The organism is Streptomyces sp. NPDC085460 (assembly GCF_044541975.1).
Classification (GTDB): Bacteria; Actinomycetota; Actinomycetes; order Streptomycetales; family Streptomycetaceae; genus Streptomyces.
Genome location: NZ_JBITTO010000003.1, coordinates 211,429 through 227,598, shown reverse-complemented (window position 1 = coordinate 227,598; position 16,170 = coordinate 211,429). Strand labels below are relative to the sequence as shown.

Below are 16,170 nucleotides of genomic sequence, written 5' to 3'. Positions count from 1 at the left end.
GTTGTGCTGTCCCGGTGCGGGTGCTCGTGCGTGTGTGTGCCTCTGGGTGCGGTCAGGCGCGGCCCATCGCCCGGGTGAGGGCGATCTCGATGACGACCCGGTCCGGGTTGGGCGTCGGCGTGCGGCCGTAGCGGTCCGCGTAGCGGGCCACCGCGTCGGCGACGGTCTCCGCCTCGGTGCGGACGCGCGCGACGCCCTCCAGGGTGGCCCAGCGCCCCTTGTCGACCTGGCAGACCGCGACCCTGGCCCCGTCCGCGCCGGCCGCCAGCACGTTCGCGACCTTCCGGCTGTGCTTGTTGGTGATGATCCGCGCCAGCCCGTGCTCGGGGTCGTACGTGACGCCGACGGGCACGACGTGCGGGGTGCCGTCCGGGCGGGGGGTGGTCAGCGTGCACATGTGGTACTCGGACCAGAAGCTGCGGTACGAGTCCGTGGGGTTCCTCGGGTCAGTCGCCATGCCCGGAAACTACCGCCGTCCCGCCGCCCTCCGATACCTTGAGCGGAATAGACTCAACTTTATGTACGCTGTATGAGTCAGTACAGACGAGGACCCAGAGGACCACCGCCCCAGGAGGAGAACCCGCACGTGGACGCCGAACTGACCAACAGGAGCCGGGACGCGCTGAACGCGGCGAGCAAGCGCGCCGTGTCCCAGGGGCACGCCGATCTGACCCCGGCCCATCTTCTGCTCGCGCTGCTGACGGGTCAGGACAACGAGAACATCACCGACCTGCTGGCCGCCGTCGAGGCCGACCAGGCCGCCGTCCGCACCGGCGCGGAGCGGCTGCTCGCCGCCCTGCCCAGCGTGACCGGCGCGACCGTCGCGCCCCCGCAGCCCAACCGCGAGCTGCTCGCCGTCATCGCCGACGCCGCCGACCGCGCGAAGAAGCTCGGTGACGAGTTCATCTCCACGGAGCACCTGCTCATCGGCCTCGCCGCCAAGGGCGGGCAGGCCGGCCAGGTCCTGGACCAGCAGGGCGCGACCGCCCGCCGGCTCCAGGACGCCTTCGAGAAGGCCAGGGGAGGCCGCCGCGTGACCACCGCCGACCCGGAGGGCTCGTACAAGGCCCTGGAGAAGTTCGGCACCGACTTCACCGCCGCCGCCCGCGAGGGCAAGCTCGACCCGGTGATCGGCCGCGACCACGAGATCCGGCGGGTCGTCCAGGTCCTCTCCCGGCGCACCAAGAACAACCCCGTCCTCATCGGCGAGCCCGGCGTCGGCAAGACCGCCGTCGTCGAGGGGCTCGCCCAGCGGATCGTGAAGGGCGACGTCCCCGAGTCGCTGCGGAACAAGCGGCTGGTCTCCCTGGACCTGGGCGCGATGGTCGCCGGCGCCAAGTACCGCGGCGAGTTCGAGGAGCGGCTGAAGACCGTCCTCTCCGAGATCAAGGAGAGCGACGGCCAGATCATCACCTTCATCGACGAGCTGCACACCGTCGTCGGCGCGGGCGCCGGCGGCGACTCCGCCATGGACGCCGGCAACATGCTGAAGCCGATGCTGGCCCGCGGCGAGCTCCGCATGGTCGGCGCCACCACCCTCGACGAGTACCGCGAGCGGATCGAGAAGGACCCCGCCCTGGAGCGCCGCTTCCAGCAGGTCCTGGTCGCCGAGCCGTCCGTCGAGGACACCGTCGCCATCCTCCGCGGCCTCAAGGGCCGGTACGAGGCCCACCACAAGGTGCAGATCAACGACTCCGCCCTGGTGGCCGCCGCGACCCTCTCCGACCGGTACATCACCTCCCGCTTCCTCCCCGACAAGGCCATCGACCTCGTCGACGAGGCCGCCTCCCGGCTCCGCATGGAGATCGACTCCTCCCCGGTCGAGATCGACGAGCTCCAGCGCTCCGTCGACCGGCTCCGCATGGAGGAGCTGGCCCTCGCCAAGGAGACCGACCCGGCCAGCGTCCAGCGCCTGGAGAAGCTCCGCCGCGACCTCGCCGACCGCGAGGAGGAGCTGCGCGGCCTCACCGCCCGCTGGGAGAAGGAGAAGCAGTCCCTCAACCGGGTCGGCGAGCTGAAGGAGCGGCTCGACGAGACCCGGGGCCGCGCCGAGCGCGCCCAGCGCGACGGCGACTTCGACACCGCCTCCAAGCTGCTCTACGGCGAGATCCCCACCCTGGAGCGCGAGCTCGCCGAGGCCACCGAGGCCGAGCGCGAGGTCCAGAAGGACACCATGGTCAAGGAGGAGGTCGGACCCGACGACATCGCCGACGTCGTCGGCGCCTGGACCGGCATCCCCGCCGGCCGCCTCCTGGAGGGCGAGACGCAGAAGCTGCTCCGCATGGAGGACGAGCTGGGCCGCCGCCTCATCGGCCAGACCGAGGCCGTCCGGGCCGTCTCCGACGCCGTGCGCCGCACCCGCGCCGGGATCGCCGACCCCGACCGGCCCACCGGCTCCTTCCTCTTCCTCGGCCCCACCGGCGTCGGCAAGACCGAGCTGGCGAAGGCCCTCGCCGACTTCCTCTTCGACGACGAGCGGGCCATGGTCCGCATCGACATGTCGGAGTACAGCGAGAAGCACTCGGTGGCCCGCCTGGTCGGCGCGCCCCCCGGCTACGTCGGCTACGAGGAGGGCGGCCAGCTCACCGAGGCCGTCCGCCGCCGCCCGTACAGCGTGGTGCTGCTCGACGAGGTCGAGAAGGCGCACCCCGAGGTCTTCGACATCCTGCTCCAGGTCCTCGACGACGGCCGGCTCACCGACGGCCAGGGCCGGACCGTGGACTTCCGCAACACCATCCTGATCCTCACCTCGAACCTCGGCAGCCAGTACCTCGTCGACCCCCTGACCGGCGACGAGGAGAAGAAGCGGCAGGTCCTGGAGGTCGTCCGGGCCAGTTTCAAGCCGGAATTCCTGAACCGCCTCGACGACCTGGTGGTCTTCTCCGCGCTCGACCGCGCCGAGCTGGGCCGCATCGCGCGGCTCCAGATCGACCGGCTCGCCAAGCGGCTCGCCGACCGCCGGCTCACCCTGGACGTCACTCCGGAGGCCCTGGAGTGGCTGGCCGAGGAGGGCAACGACCCCGCGTACGGCGCCCGTCCGCTGCGCCGCCTCATCCAGACGGCCATCGGCGACCGGCTCGCCAAGGAGATCCTGGCCGGCGAGGTCCGCGACGGAGACACCGTCCGCGTGGACCGGTTCGAGGACGGCCTGATCGTCGGGGCGGCGTCGTAGGCGTGTCAGCCCGCAGCGGATCCCGCCGGTTCCCACCCGGCGGGGCTTGCCACGGACGGGCCGGGATGGGGGAGGATGGCAACATCCGTACGAAGGGAAACACCCGGTGAGCATCGACCCGTCCTCGATTCCGAATTTCGGGGGACAGCCCCAGCCCCAGGCGGGACCGGCGGGCCCCGTCGTCCCCGACCAGGACCTCGTGAAGCAGCTCCTGGAGCAGATGGAGCTGAAGTACGTCGTCGACGACGAGGGTGACCTCGCGGCGCCGTGGGAGGAATTCCGCACGTACTTCATGTTCCGCGGCGAGAACGAGCAGCAGGTGTTCTCGGTGCGCACGTTCTACGACCGTCCGCACTCCGCCGACGACCGGTCCAAGATCCTCGACGCGATCGACGACTGGAACCGCCGCACCCTGTGGCCCAAGGTCTACACCCACCTGCACGAGGAGGAGGACGGCTCCGCCACCCTCCGCCTCATCGGTGAGGCGCAGATGCTGATCGGCACCGGCGTCGCCCTGGAGCACTTCGTGTCCTCCACGGTGAGCTGGGTCCGCGCCTCCATCGAGTTCGACAAGTGGATCGTCGAGCAGTTCGGCCTCGCCTCCCCGGAGGAGAAGGCCGAGGGCGGCGAAGAGGGCTGAGTCCCCGCCGCCGGCCGACCGCACAGGAGCCGGGTCCCCCGAGGGGGCCCGGCTCCCGTGCGTCCCGGACCGGCGTCAGGACGTCAGGCGCCGCAGACGGTCGGTGGCCTCGGTGAGGACGTCGTCCTTCTTGCAGAAGGCGAAGCGGACCTGGGTGCGGCCCGCGTCGGGGTCGTCGTAGAAGACGGAGTTGGGGATCGCGACGACGCCGCAGCGCTCGGGGAGGGCGCGGCAGAAGGCGTAGGCGTCCTTCTCGCCGAAGGGGGTGATGTCGGTCGTGACGAAGTACGTGCCCTGGGGCCGGTAGACCTCGAACCCGGCCGCCCGCAGGCCGTCGCCGAGCAGGTCGCGCTTGCGCCGCAGGTCGTCGCGGAAGCCGTCGAAGTACGAGTCCGGCAGACGCAGGGCCTCGGCGACCGCGTACTGGAAGGGGCCCGCGCTGACGTACGTGAGGTACTGCTTGGCGGTCCGGACGGCGGCGATGAGCGGGCCGTCCGCCATGGCCCAGCCGACCTTCCAGCCGGTGAAGGAGAAGGTCTTGCCGGCGGAGGAGAGGGAGACGGTGCGCTCGCGCATGCCGGGGAACGTCGCGATCGGGACGTGGGTCGCGCCGTCGAAGGTCAGGTGCTCGTACACCTCGTCCGTGACGACGAGCAGGTCGTGCTCGACGGCGAGCGCGGCGATGGCGCTCAGCTCCTCGGTGGTGAGGACCGTCCCCGTCGGGTTGTGCGGGGTGTTGAGGAGCAGGAGGCGGGTCCTCGGGGTGATCTTGGAGCGCAGCTCGTCCAGGTCCGGGCGGAAGGACGGGGCCCGCAGGGTGAGCGGTACCCGCCGCGCGCCGGCCATGGCGATGCAGGCGGCGTAGGAGTCGTAGAAGGGCTCGAAGGCGATGACCTCGTCGCCGGGCTCCAGCAGTGCGAGCATGGTCGCCGCGATGGCCTCCGTCGCGCCCGCGGTGACCAGGACCTCCGTGTCCGGGTCGAGGCTCAGGCCGTAGAAGCGGTCCTGGTGGTCGGCGATCGCCCGGCGCAGCTCGGGGATGCCGGGGCCGGGCGGGTACTGGTTGCCGCGGCCGTCCCGGAGCGCTCGTACGGCGGCCTCGCGTACGGACTCCGGGCCGTCCGTGTCCGGAAAGCCCTGGCCCAGGTTGATCGCTCCCGTCGCCGTGGCCAGTGCCGACATCTCCGCGAAGATCGTCGTCCCGAGCCCGTCCAGCCTGCGGTTCAGCAGCGGCCTGCCGCTCATGTCTCCACCGTCCTCACTCGGATGTCCGCCGGTCCTTCGAGCGCCATCCTGGCGGATGCCCGGTGGGGCGGTCACGCGGCGCACCTGGTGTGCCGGTCGTCCCGGGCCGAAGCTCTGGACTTGCTCAAGTGCGCTTTGGGGGGTGCGCGGGGCGGGGATCCCCGGTGCAGAGGCGGCAGCGAGCCGCCGGACTCGGGGGGAGACGGCGATGGAATTCTTCTTCGTCATGTTCGTGATCGTGCTGTTCCTGGCCCTGGCCAACGTGGGCGGCCGAGGGGGCGGCGGCCGGAAGAAGCGGCGCGGCGGCTGGTCCGACGGCGGGAGCTCCTGCGGCGGGTCGAGCTCGTGCGGCGGGTCGAGCTGCGGCGGCGGTGGTGGCGGCTGTGGTGGGGGTAACTGACGGGGCTGAGGGGGCTGAGGGGGCCGACGGGGCCCGTGGGGCAGGGGCCCGCGCGCGGGGCGGGAGGGGCGTCCTGCGCGCCTCCGTCGCCCGCCCGGCGATCGATCCCGTTTGAACAAGTGAACTGTGGGGTCCCCGAAGGGGATGGAAAACACGGCAAGTTGGGTAATAACGCTGCGAGTCGTCCGGCCCACGTGGTTCTCTCGCTCCTGTCAGAGACAGCCCTCGGACCTGTGTGGACCCCGAGCCGGCGATCCCCCCACTCCCGTTGAAACCCTCTCCGGGGCGCCCCCGGCCCACCCGTCAAACCGTGTTTGCGGAGCCGACCCATGCTCACCACCCTGAAGACCTCCTACACCGACACGCGCGCGGCCGACCTGGCCTGGGCACTGGGCCGCGAACCGCTGCCCGCGCTCGCCGTGCTCGACCTCGAACTCACCGGCGCCAAGCTCCAGTTGCGGCTGCTCGGCGCCTCCCATCAGGTCCTTCTGGAGGAGGAGGGCCGCAGCTGCTCCGAGACCGTCGCCTGCATGCCGGGCAGCAGCACCCCGCTGCCGCTCGGCGTCTCCAAGCGGATCGGCGAATGGGAGTACGAATTCGCGGCCCGCGTCGAGACGCTCACGCAGGGCTCCTTCGCGGGCCGGGCGCAGGAGCTGCTCGCACTGGTCGCCGACCATCCCCACGGTCTCGCCGGGACGTTCCCCGGCTCGCCGCACGCCTTCACCGCGATGCTGGCACAGCGTCACGAGGGCCAGGTGCGCTGGCGGACCTGGCACGCCTACCCGCAGGAGGGGCAGCTCGTGGTCACCCGCACCCGGATCGGCGCTCGTATGCCCGCCACGCTCTGAATACACCCGAGCGGCCGCAGATGCACTCGTGTGGGTGACAAAAGGTGAGAGGGTCGTGACGTAGCGTTACGAGCATGATCGAGCCGACCGTGACCCTGCCACCCACGAGGGTGAGCCGCCGGCCGCCGCCGCGGCCGCGCGCCCCGGTGCGGTGGCCGGTCCTCGTCGTCGTCTTCGTCTGCGCCGCCTGCGGCCTCGTCTACGAGCTGGAACTCGTCGCCCTCGCCTCGTACTTGATCGGCGACTCGGTCACCCAGGCGTCCGTCGTGCTCTCCGTGATGGTCTTCGCGATGGGCCTGGGCTCGCTCCTCGCCAAGCGGCTGCGCTGCCGTGCCGCCGTCGGCTTCGGCCTGGTCGAGGGCGCGCTCGCGCTCATCGGCGGCACCTCGGCGCTGGTGCTGTACGCCTGCTTCGCCTGGCTCGGCGAGTCGCGCTGGGTCCTGGTGGCCTTCTCGCTCGCCATCGGGGTGCTCATCGGCGCCGAGATCCCGCTGCTGATGTCGCTCATCCAGAGAGCGCCGGAACGGTCCGTCGGCACCGGCCGGGCGGGTCGGGCCGGGCGGCCCGCACCGGCCGGCGACCCCGACGACGCGGCCGGCACGGTCGCCGACCTCTTCGCCGCCGACTACGTGGGCGCGCTCGTCGGCGGCCTCGCCTTCCCCTTCCTGCTGCTGCCCTGGCTGGGGCAGCTCACCGGCGCGCTCGTCACCGGCGCGGTCAACGCGGTCGCGGGCGCCGCCCTGGTGCTCTGGTTCTTCCGCCGCGACCTCACGGCCCGTACCCGCGCACTCGTCATCGGCGTCAACCTCGCCGTGCTCGGCGTGCTCGCCACCGCGACCGTCCTCGTCGACGACTTCGAGGAGGCCGCCCGCCGGGCCGTGTACGGGGAGCGGGTGCGGGTCGCCGTCCACACCGACCTCCAGGAGGTGGTGGTCACCGGCGGCCCCGAGGACCCGCCCGACCTGTACCTCGACGGCCGGCTGCGGGTCTCCGGCGCGGACGAGTACCGCTTCCACGAGGCGCTGGTCCACCCCGCGATGAACGGCCCGCACGCCCGCGTCCTCATCGTCGGCGGCGGTGACGGCCTCGCCGCCCGCGAGGTGCTCCGCTACCCCGGCGTCCGCTCCGTCACCGTGGTGGAGCTCGACCCCGGCGTCGTCCGGCTCGCCCGCACCGACCCCGCGCTCGCCGCGCTCAACGGACAGGCGTTCCGCGACCCCCGGGTGCGGGTGGTCCACGCCGACGCGTTCAACTGGCTGCGGGACAGCGCCGGGCGTGTGCAGGAACGGTACGACGGGTCGGACACGGCCGTGCGGGAAGGTTCCGGTGGGTCGGACGCGGCCGTGCGGGGAGGTTCCGGCGGGTCGGACGCGGCCGTGCGGGGAGGTTCCGGCGGGTCGGACGCCGCTGTGCGGGAAGGTTCCGGCGGGTCGGATGCGGCTGTGCGGGGGCGTTCCGGTGGGTCGGACGCCGTCGTGCAGGAACGGTACGACGTGGTGATCTCCGATCTGCCCGACCCCGGGATCACCCGCAGCACCAAGCTCTACGCCCAGGAGTTCTACGGCCTCGCCGCCGGCGTCCTCGACGACGGTGGCCGGCTCGTCGTACACGCCGGCCCCGCCACCGACCGGCCCCGCACCTACTGGACCGCCGACGCCACCCTCCGCGCCGCCGGTTACGCCACCCGGCCGTACAGCGCCGAGGGCGGCACCCCCGGCTTCGCCGCGGGACCCGACCGCGCCGACCGGGCCAGCGGCACCCGCCACGAGCCCGACGACTGGGGCTTCCTGCTCGCCGTCCGCGGCGACCGGCCGCCCGCCCTCGGGCTCGCCGCCGACGCGCCCCCGCTCCGCTCCCTCGCCCCCCGCGACCTGGCCGCCGCCGCCCGCAGGGCCGAGCGGACCCGCATCACCGGACTCCCCCCGTCCACCCTCGTCCACCCCCGGTACATCGACTGAACGGCACCCCGGGCGTGGCTCCCGGGACGAACGGGCGACGCGGGACGCCCCGCTGAGTAGGCTCGGATGCCATGGAGCATGAGGTGTTCGTCCCGGTCCCGGCCGAGGCCCTGCGGGCCACCCTCACCGACCCGGCCCGGGTGGCGCGGTGCGTCCCCGGCTTCCAGAGCGACGCCTCCGAGGAGGCCGCCGGAGCGGGCGAGGACCTCGTCGGCCGGCTCCGGCTCCGGGTCGGCGGCCACACCATCACCTACCGGGGCGGACTGCGGATCGTCGAACGGGACGGCGCCATCACCTACGAGGGCGAGGGCGCCGAGGCCCGCGGCAAGGGCGTCGCCGAGATCTCCCTCACCGTCGTCCTCACCCCGGCGGCCGAAGGCACCGGACTCAGCTTCACCGGCGCGCTCACCGCCACCGGCCGGCTCGCCGAGGAACCCGAGGAGGCCCGGGAGGCCGCCCGCGCCCGCCTCCTCGACGCCTTCGTCGAGGCCGCCGCCGCGCTCGCGGCCGAGACCGCCGCCCAGGCCCCCGAGGGGGACACCGCCTTCGGCACCGGCGCCTTCGACGGCGGCCCCGGCTTCGACGAGGACGTCGTCCCCGCGGACTTCCTCGAACCGGCCCCGGCCGCGCCCGTGGAGATCCCCGCCGCGCCCGCCGCCGAGGCCGCCCACGCCCGCCGGACCATGATCGGCCGGAGCGCCGAGGAAGTGGACCACGCGCCGCCGCGCGGCCGATACGCCCCGGTCCCCGCCCCCGAGCCGAGCGGCGCCGGCGCCACCCTCCGCTGGGTCGCCCCCGCCGCCGCGCTCGCCCTCGCCTCCGCGGTCATCGTCGGCCGCGCGCTGCGCCGCCGCCGCTAGGGCGTGCCTGACCATTCCCGTCGGGTCCGGCCCGCCCGGCCCACCGACGCCGCCGCCGCGAAGAGGGCGTTGAAACGGTCCAATGAACCGGGCCCAGGACTTAGGGTTCGGGGCGTGAGCAACCTGACGCGACTGACGGCGGGCGACGCCGAGCTGACCATCAACCCCGAGCACGGCGGCCGGATCGAGAGCCTGCGCATCGCCGGCACCGAGGTCCTCAAGCAGGGCGAGCGCTACGGCAGCTTCCCGATGGTGCCCTGGTGCGGCCGGACCCGGAACGGCCTCTTCCGCGACGGGGCCACCACCCACCGGCTGCCGATCAACGCGGAGCCGCACGCCATCCACGGCACCGTCCGCGACCAGCCCTGGACGGTGGCCCGCGCCACCGCCGACGAGGCCGTCCTCACCTGCGAACTCGGCGACCCCTGGCCGTACAAGGGCCGGGTCACCCAGGTCCTCGAACTGGCCGAGGACCGGCTGACGCTGCGGTTCGGGGTGGAGGCGTACGACGACTCCTTCCCGGCACAGGCCGGCTGGCACCCCTGGTTCCTGCGGAACCTGGGCCGGGGCGGCGAGGACGTGCGCATCGGCTTCACGCCCGACTGGCAGGAGGAGCGCGGCGACGACCACCTCCCCACCGGCCGCCGCATCGGCCCCACCCCCGGCCCCTGGGACGACTGCTTCGGCATGCCCGCCGGCGTCGACGTCACCCTCACCTGGCCGGGCGAGCTGGAGCTCAGCGTGACCAGCCGCGCCGAGTGGGTGGTGATCTACGACCAGCCCGAGGACGCCGTCTGCGTCGAGCCCCAGTCCGGCCCGCCGAACGGCCTCAACACCCACCCGCGCCTGGTCACCCCCATCGACCCCCTGGAAGTCGAGAGCGTCTGGGCCTGGCAGCGGCCCTGAGCCCGGCGCCCTTAAGCTCGGGGCATGACTGACGTACGCGCTGAACTGCTCCAGCAGATCAAGGACAAGGCCGTGGTGCACGGCAAGGTGACCCTCTCCTCGGGTCTGGAAGCCGACTACTACATCGACCTTCGCCGGATCACGCTGGACGGCGAGGCCGCGCCGCTGGTCGGTCAGGTCATGCTCGACCTGACGAAGGACCTCGACTTCGACTGCGTCGGCGGCCTCACCCTGGGCGCCGACCCGGTCGCCACCTCGATGCTGCACGCCTCCGCCGCGCGCGGGCAGCGCCTCGACGCCTTCGTCGTGCGCAAGGCGCAGAAGGCGCACGGCATGCAGCGCCGCATCGAGGGCACCGACGTGAAGGGCCGCCGCTGCCTGGTGGTCGAGGACACCTCGACCACCGGCGGCTCCCCGCTGACGGCCGTCGAGGCCGTCCGCGAGGCCGGCGGCGAGGTCGTCGCCGTCGCCACGATCGTGGACCGGGGCGCGGCCGGCGCGATCTCCGGCGCGGGGCTCTCGTACCTCACCGGCTACCAGCTCTCGGATCTCGGCCTCGCCTGAGGACCGGGTCTGAGTCCCGGCGTAACCGCCGCGAAGTCGTGACTTAGGTCCCGGCTCCCGGCACATACGGTTCTGACCTGCGCTTTTTCCCAAGGGCGGGGTGTTTCACGTGAAACACCCCGCCCTTCGGCATGCGCCGCCCGTGGGAGGCCGGACGAGAGTCTGGAAAGATGGCACCGACGATGACGTCGCCCCTAGGTCAGGGACATAGCAACGCCCACACCCGCACATCACAAGGAGCGGACGAATGCCCATCGCAACCCCCGAGGTCTACGCCGAGATGCTCGACCGGGCGAAGGCTGGCAAGTTCGCCTACCCGGCCATCAACGTGACCTCGTCCCAGACCCTCCACGCGGCGCTGCGCGGGTTCGCCGAGGCCCAGAGCGACGGCATCATCCAGATCTCGACCGGTGGCGCCGAGTTCCTGGGCGGCCAGTACAGCAAGGACATGGTCACGGGCGCCGTCGCCCTGGCCGAGTTCGCGCACATCGTCGCCGCGAAGTACGACATCACCGTCGCGCTGCACACGGACCACTGCCCGAAGGACAAGCTGGACGGCTACGTCCGCCCGCTGCTCGACGTGTCCGCCGAGCGCGTGGCCCGCGGCGAGAACCCGCTCTTCCAGTCGCACATGTGGGACGGCTCAGCCGAGACCCTCGCCGACAACCTGTCCATCGCGCAGGAGCTGCTCGCGAAGGCCCACGCCGCCAAGATCATCCTTGAGGTCGAGATCACCCCGACCGGCGGCGAGGAGGACGGCGTCAGCCACGAGATCAACGACGAGCTCTACACCACGGTCGACGACGCGATCCGCACCGCCGAGGCCCTGGGCCTGGGCGAGAAGGGCCGCTACCTGCTCGCCGCCTCCTTCGGCAACGTGCACGGCGTCTACAAGCCGGGCAACGTCGTCCTGCGCCCCGAGCTCCTCAAGGACCTCCAGGCCGGTGTCGCCGAGAAGTTCGGCCAGGCGTCCCCGTTCGACTTCGTCTTCCACGGCGGCTCCGGCTCGACCGCCGAGGAGATCGCCACCGCCATCGAGAACGGCGTGGTGAAGATGAACCTCGACACCGACACCCAGTACGCCTTCACCCGCCCGGTCGTGGACCACATGTTCCGCAACTACGACGGCGTCCTGAAGGTCGACGGCGAGGTCGGCACCAAGTCCACCTACGACCCGCGCACCTGGGGCAAGCTCGCCGAGGCGGGCATGGCCAAGCGCGTCACCGAGGCGTGCGAGGCGCTGCGCTCGGCCGGCAAGAAGCTGAAGTAACAGCCGTGACCGAAGGGCCCGGCACCCACGGGGTGCCGGGCCCTTCGCGTACCTGGAGGAGGGATCGATGTACGACTTCGACGAGGCGAGGGACCGGACGGGCACCTGGTCGGTCCAGTGGGACGGGATCGCGGACCGCTTCGGCGTCTCCGGGCTCCTCCCCTTCACCATCTCCGACATGGACTTCGCCTCCCCGCCGGAGGTCCTGGACGCGCTCCGGGACCGCGTCGGCCACGGCGTCTTCGGCTACACCGACTGGCGGCTCGGCGGCACCGACGGCTTCCGGGAGGCGATACGCCACTGGTACGCGACCCGGTACGGCACCGCCGTCGACACCGAGGCGCTGGTGTACGCGCCCTCCGTGCTCAACCAGGTCTCCCAGCTGCTGCGGATGTGGACGCGCCCCGGAGACGGGATCGTCACCCACACCCCCACCTACGACGGCTTCCGCAAGGTCGTCACCGGCCTCGGGCGGGAGCTGCGCGGCGTGCCGGTCGGCGACCCCGCCGCCCTGGAGCGGGAGCTGGCCCGCCCGGACAGCACGATGCTGCTGCTCTGCTCCCCGCACAACCCCACCGGACGGGTGTGGACGGAGGCCGAGCTGACCGAGTTCGGCCGGCTCGCCCGCCGCCACGGGGTGCCCGTCGTCAGCGACGAGATCCACGCCGACCTCACCACCGAAGGGCACCGGCACATCCCCTGGGTCCGGATCGCCGAGGCCGGCGGCGACCGGCGCTGGGCGCTCGTCACCTCCGGCACCAAGGCGTTCAACTTCCCCGCGCTCTCCGGCTCGTACGGCTTCCTCGGCGACCCGGAGGAGCGGGCGGCGTTCGTCCGGCGGATGGAGACCGGCGAGGGCCTCGCCTCCCCGGCCGTCCTCTCGCTCACCGCGCACATCGCCGCCTACCGGCACGGCGCCCCCTGGCTGGACGCGCTGCGCGGCTACGTCGCCGGCACCATGGCGATGATCGGGGAACGGCTCGCCGGCGGCCTGCCCGGCGTCGACTGGCGGCCGCCGCAGGCCGGCTACCTCGCCTGGATCGACCTCCGGCCGCTCGGCATCGACGACGACCGGCTCCAGGAGGAACTGGTCGCCACCGAGAAGGTCGCGATCATGCCCGGCGCCACGTACGGCACCCCCGGCTTCGTCCGCCTCAACGTCGGCTGCCCCCGCGCCAAGGCCGAACAGGGCGTGGACGCCCTGGTCCGGGCCGCCGCCCGGCTCCGCACCCGCTGACCGCCGGGGAGGCGGCGAGCCCGCGTCCGGGGGACCATGCAGGCATGAGTATGGCTGGGCCCGAGGTGCGGATGGCCTCCCGGACCGGGCGGTGGATCGTCCTCACCACCGTGCTCGGCTCCGGGATGGCCCTGCTCGACTCCACCGTCGTCAACGTCGCTCTGCCGCACATCGGCGAGGACCTCGGCGCCGACCTCGCCGTGCTCCAGTGGACCGTCAACGCGTACATGCTGACGCTCGCCGGGCTGATCCTCCTCGGCGGCTCGCTCGGCGACCGCTACGGGCGGCGGCGGGTCTTCGTCGTCGGCGTGGTGTGGTTCGCCCTCGCCTCGCTGCTCTGCGGGCTCGCCCCGAACGCCGGGGTCCTCATCGCCGCCCGCGCCCTCCAGGGCGTCGGCGGCGCGCTGCTCACCCCCGGGTCGCTCGCGCTGATCCAGGCGAGCTTCCACCCGGACGACCGGGCCAGGGCGGTCGGCCTGTGGTCCGGCTTCGGCGGCGTCGGGGCCGCGATCGGGCCGTTCGTCGGCGGCTGGCTCGTCGACGGGCCCGGCTGGCGGTGGGTCTTCCTGCTGAACGTGCCGCTCGCCGCGCTCTGCGTGCCGGTCGCGCTGCGGCACGTGCCCGAATCCCGCGACGAGACCGCGCACGGGCGGTTCGACGTGCTCGGGGCGGTGCTCGGCGCGGCGGCGCTCGCCCTCGTCACCTACGCGCTGATCGACGCCGTGTGGTGGGCCGGGGCGGCGGGCGTGCTCGTCGGTGCCGGGTTCGTGGGGGTGGAGCGGCGGCGGGGCGAGCGGGCGATGGTGCCGCCGTCGATCTTCCGCTCCCGGCTCTTCACCGCCGTCAACCTGGTGACGCTCTGCGTGTACGCGGCCTTCGGCGGCTTCTTCTTCCTCGCCGTGATCCAGCTCCAGGTCGTCTCCGGCTACTCCGCCCTCGCCGCCGGCACCGCCCTGCTGCCCACCACCGTCCTGATGCTGCTGCTCTCCGCGAAGTCCGGCGAGCTGGGGGAGCGGATCGGGCCCCGCGTGCCGCTGACCGTCGGGCCGCTGCTGTGCGCGGCGGGGATGCTGCTGACGCTGCGGGTCGGGGAGGACGCCTCGTACGTCCGTGACGTCCTGCCCGCCATGCTGGTCCTCGGCGTCGGCATGACCGCGCTGGTCGCGCCGCTGACCGCGACCGTCCTGGCCTCCGTCGACGTCTCCCGCGCCGGCCTGGCCAGCGGCATCAACAACGCGGCGGCGCGGGCGGCCGGGCTCGTCGCGGTCGCGGCGCTGCCGCTCCTGACGGGGATGGGGCCGGAGGCGTACCGGTCGGCGGCGGAGTTCGACGCGACGTTCGGGAAGGCGATGCCGATCTGCGCGGGGGTGCTGGTGCTGGGCGCGGCGCTCGCCTGGTTCACGATGCGGACCCCGCAGGCCCCCGCCTGCCACCCCGGCTGCCGTCACCACTGCGCCGTGACCTCCCCATCCCTGGACCCGGGAACGGCCGACGCGGGGTGACCCCGCCACGCGGCGGCGGGGGTGCGGCAGACTGGGGGGATGGTCACTCATGAGAACTTGCTGGGTGGGCCCGCGCCCACGCTGCTGCCCGACGAGCCCGAGCCGCGCGAGCTCCTCGCGCAGGGCACCGCCCCCGCGGACGTCGCCGCGAAGTACCCGACCTCCTCGCTCGCGTGGGCGCAGCTCGCGGACGACGCCTTCGAGGCCGGCCGCGTGGTGGAGTCGTACGCCTACGCCCGTACCGGCTACCACCGCGCGCTCGACGCGCTGCGCCGCAACGGGTGGAAGGGCCACGGCCCGGTGCCGTGGGAGCACGAGCCGAACCGCGGCTTCCTGCGGGCCCTGCACGCGCTGGCGCGGGCCGCGGGGGAGATCGGCGAGCAGGCCGAGTACGAGCGCTGCACGACCTTCCTGCGGGACTCCTCGGAGACCGCCGCCGACACGCTCGGCTGAGTGGGGGACCCCCCGGCCGGTACGATCCCCGGACCGGCCTGAACAGGGGGGAACTGTCATGGGCACACGGGGGGCGTCTCATCAGCGCCGACAGAAGCGACATACCGGGAGGAGCCGCCGCCGCGCGGGGACGCGTGTCACGCGCCGCGGCCGGCTCGTCCTCTCGACCCTGGTCCTGATGGGCGTGTCGCTCGGCGCGGGCGTGGCGCTCGCGCACTTCGGCGGCGAGAGGGACGGCGGGGACACCGCCTCCGCACCGGTCGCCGGGGCGCCGGCGGCGCCCGAGCCGGCGACGGCCGCCCCGACCCCGTCCCGCAAGGCCACTCCGGGCCCGAAGCCCACCGTCAAGCCGAAGCCGAAACCGAAGCCCAAGCCCAAGCCGCGCCCGACCGCGACGAAGAAGAAGGCCGCGACGGTGCCGCAGTCCGGCCCCGGCACCTTCACCACCGCCTCCGCCTCCGGAAGGGTCACCGGCACGAGCGGCCCGCTCCGCCGCTACCGGGTGCAGATCGAGGACGGCGTCGAGCTGTCGGCCCGGGGGACGGCCGAGGAGATCGAGGCGATCCTCGCCCATCCGCGCGGCTGGGCCGCGCACGGCCGGGGCCGCTTCCAGCTGGTCCGCTCGGACGCCGACTTCGTGATCCGGATCGCCACCCCCGACACCGCCGACGAGCTCTGCGCCCGGCAGGGGCTCGACACCCACGGCGAGCTGAACTGCGAGACCACCGACGGCGTCGTGGTGAACCTCAAGCGCTGGATGCTCGGCTCGCCGACCTTCGCGGGGCCCCCGGAGGAGTACCGCCACCTGATCATCAACCACGAGGTCGGGCACGAGATCGGCATCCGGCAGCACATGGACTGCGGCGGCCCCGGCAAGCTCGCGCCCGCGATGATGCAGCAGATCAAGGGCCTCAACGGCTGCCGTTCGAACGCATTTCCGTACGACGAAGACGGGGTCTACATCACCGGTCCGATCGTGTCATGATGCGTCTGGGACGGCGCGCGACGGAGCACGCCTCCTGAGGGGACCGGGGCTCCCGTGGCGCCGCCTTCCGTACGCAGCGGAGGGGCGCACGCGGTGGAGCGGACCGCTACCCGGTAGTTCGTATCGAGGA

15 protein-coding genes are annotated in these 16,170 nt (G+C 73.1%); 13 read left to right on the top strand and 2 right to left on the bottom strand.

Going from position 1 to position 16,170, the window contains the following annotated elements:
* Positions 1–52: 52 nt before the first annotated feature.
* Complete coding sequence (locus ACIGHB_RS08825) at positions 53–457, bottom strand: pyridoxamine 5'-phosphate oxidase family protein (protein WP_399910815.1); 405 nt, start codon at positions 455–457, stop codon at positions 53–55.
* Positions 458–586: 129 nt separating this feature from the next.
* Here ACIGHB_RS08825 and clpB point away from each other — a divergent pair, with 129 nt between their 5' ends.
* Both clpB and ACIGHB_RS08815 read left to right on the top strand, forming a co-directional pair.
* Positions 587–3,172, top strand: a complete 2,586-nt coding sequence (clpB, locus tag ACIGHB_RS08820) for an ATP-dependent chaperone ClpB (protein WP_399910812.1) — start codon at positions 587–589, stop codon at positions 3,170–3,172.
* A 106-nt stretch (positions 3,173–3,278) separates the two neighbouring features.
* Positions 3,279–3,812 (top strand): YbjN domain-containing protein, encoded by a 534-nt coding sequence (locus ACIGHB_RS08815; protein ID WP_360307066.1) that lies wholly within the window; start codon positions 3,279–3,281, stop codon positions 3,810–3,812.
* A gap of 75 nt (positions 3,813–3,887) precedes the next feature.
* Here the strand turns inward: ACIGHB_RS08815 and ACIGHB_RS08810 are convergent, their stop codons facing one another.
* Positions 3,888–5,057: a pyridoxal phosphate-dependent aminotransferase gene (locus ACIGHB_RS08810; protein WP_399910809.1), complete on the bottom strand. Its 1,170-nt coding sequence runs from the start codon at positions 5,055–5,057 to the stop codon at positions 3,888–3,890.
* A 208-nt stretch (positions 5,058–5,265) separates the two neighbouring features.
* Between ACIGHB_RS08810 and ACIGHB_RS08805 the strand changes: the two genes are divergently transcribed.
* The 11 genes from ACIGHB_RS08805 (at position 5,266) to ACIGHB_RS08755 (ending at position 16,040) form a co-directional block, all read left to right on the top strand.
* Positions 5,266–5,457: a hypothetical protein gene (locus tag ACIGHB_RS08805; protein WP_360307060.1), complete on the top strand. Its 192-nt coding sequence runs from the start codon at positions 5,266–5,268 to the stop codon at positions 5,455–5,457.
* Positions 5,458–5,786: 329 nt separating this feature from the next.
* The gene (locus ACIGHB_RS08800; protein ID WP_360307057.1) at positions 5,787–6,305 is read left to right on the top strand and encodes a DUF2617 family protein; all 519 of its coding nucleotides are present in this window, start codon (positions 5,787–5,789) and stop codon (positions 6,303–6,305) included.
* Positions 6,306–6,379: 74 nt separating this feature from the next.
* On the top strand, positions 6,380–8,263 hold the full coding sequence (locus ACIGHB_RS08795; protein ID WP_399910804.1) for a spermidine synthase: 1,884 nt from the start codon (positions 6,380–6,382) through the stop codon (positions 8,261–8,263).
* Positions 8,264–8,334: 71 nt separating this feature from the next.
* Positions 8,335–9,123, top strand: a complete 789-nt coding sequence (locus ACIGHB_RS08790) for an SRPBCC family protein (RefSeq protein ID WP_399910801.1) — start codon at positions 8,335–8,337, stop codon at positions 9,121–9,123.
* Between the two features lie 114 nt (positions 9,124–9,237).
* Positions 9,238–10,029: an aldose 1-epimerase gene (locus ACIGHB_RS08785; protein WP_360307048.1), complete on the top strand. Its 792-nt coding sequence runs from the start codon at positions 9,238–9,240 to the stop codon at positions 10,027–10,029.
* A 24-nt stretch (positions 10,030–10,053) separates the two neighbouring features.
* The gene (pyrE, locus tag ACIGHB_RS08780) at positions 10,054–10,593 is read left to right on the top strand and encodes an orotate phosphoribosyltransferase (protein ID WP_360307045.1); all 540 of its coding nucleotides are present in this window, start codon (positions 10,054–10,056) and stop codon (positions 10,591–10,593) included.
* 247 nt (positions 10,594–10,840) lie between these two features.
* Positions 10,841–11,863: a class II fructose-bisphosphate aldolase gene (gene fbaA, locus ACIGHB_RS08775; protein WP_360307042.1), complete on the top strand. Its 1,023-nt coding sequence runs from the start codon at positions 10,841–10,843 to the stop codon at positions 11,861–11,863.
* A 67-nt stretch (positions 11,864–11,930) separates the two neighbouring features.
* A complete protein-coding gene (locus tag ACIGHB_RS08770) occupies positions 11,931–13,100 on the top strand; it encodes a MalY/PatB family protein (RefSeq protein WP_399910796.1) in 1,170 nt (389 codons plus the stop codon).
* 50 nt (positions 13,101–13,150) lie between these two features.
* Positions 13,151–14,602, top strand: coding sequence for an MFS transporter (locus ACIGHB_RS08765; RefSeq protein ID WP_399911626.1), 1,452 nt, complete (start codon positions 13,151–13,153; stop codon positions 14,600–14,602).
* A 39-nt stretch (positions 14,603–14,641) separates the two neighbouring features.
* Positions 14,642–15,055, top strand: a complete 414-nt coding sequence (locus ACIGHB_RS08760; RefSeq protein WP_360307036.1) for a DUF3151 domain-containing protein — start codon at positions 14,642–14,644, stop codon at positions 15,053–15,055.
* A gap of 178 nt (positions 15,056–15,233) precedes the next feature.
* Positions 15,234–16,040, top strand: a complete 807-nt coding sequence (locus ACIGHB_RS08755; protein ID WP_399910792.1) for a DUF3152 domain-containing protein — start codon at positions 15,234–15,236, stop codon at positions 16,038–16,040.
* The last annotated feature ends 130 nt before the right edge of the window (positions 16,041–16,170 follow it).

Coding starts and splice junctions, on each gene's coding strand:
- ACIGHB_RS08825 (WP_399910815.1), bottom strand. CDS start 457: ATGGCGACTGACCCGAGGAACCCCACGGACTCGTACCGCAGCTTCTGG.
- ACIGHB_RS08810 (WP_399910809.1), bottom strand. CDS start 5,057: ATGAGCGGCAGGCCGCTGCTGAACCGCAGGCTGGACGGGCTCGGGACG.
- ACIGHB_RS08805 (WP_360307060.1), top strand. CDS start 5,266: ATGGAATTCTTCTTCGTCATGTTCGTGATCGTGCTGTTCCTGGCCCTG.
- ACIGHB_RS08800 (WP_360307057.1), top strand. CDS start 5,787: ATGCTCACCACCCTGAAGACCTCCTACACCGACACGCGCGCGGCCGAC.
- ACIGHB_RS08795 (WP_399910804.1), top strand. CDS start 6,380: ATGATCGAGCCGACCGTGACCCTGCCACCCACGAGGGTGAGCCGCCGG.
- ACIGHB_RS08790 (WP_399910801.1), top strand. CDS start 8,335: ATGGAGCATGAGGTGTTCGTCCCGGTCCCGGCCGAGGCCCTGCGGGCC.
- pyrE (WP_360307045.1), top strand. CDS start 10,054: ATGACTGACGTACGCGCTGAACTGCTCCAGCAGATCAAGGACAAGGCC.
- fbaA (WP_360307042.1), top strand. CDS start 10,841: ATGCCCATCGCAACCCCCGAGGTCTACGCCGAGATGCTCGACCGGGCG.
- ACIGHB_RS08770 (WP_399910796.1), top strand. CDS start 11,931: ATGTACGACTTCGACGAGGCGAGGGACCGGACGGGCACCTGGTCGGTC.
- ACIGHB_RS08765 (WP_399911626.1), top strand. CDS start 13,151: ATGGCTGGGCCCGAGGTGCGGATGGCCTCCCGGACCGGGCGGTGGATC.
- ACIGHB_RS08760 (WP_360307036.1), top strand. CDS start 14,642: ATGGTCACTCATGAGAACTTGCTGGGTGGGCCCGCGCCCACGCTGCTG.
- ACIGHB_RS08755 (WP_399910792.1), top strand. CDS start 15,234: ATGGGCGTGTCGCTCGGCGCGGGCGTGGCGCTCGCGCACTTCGGCGGC.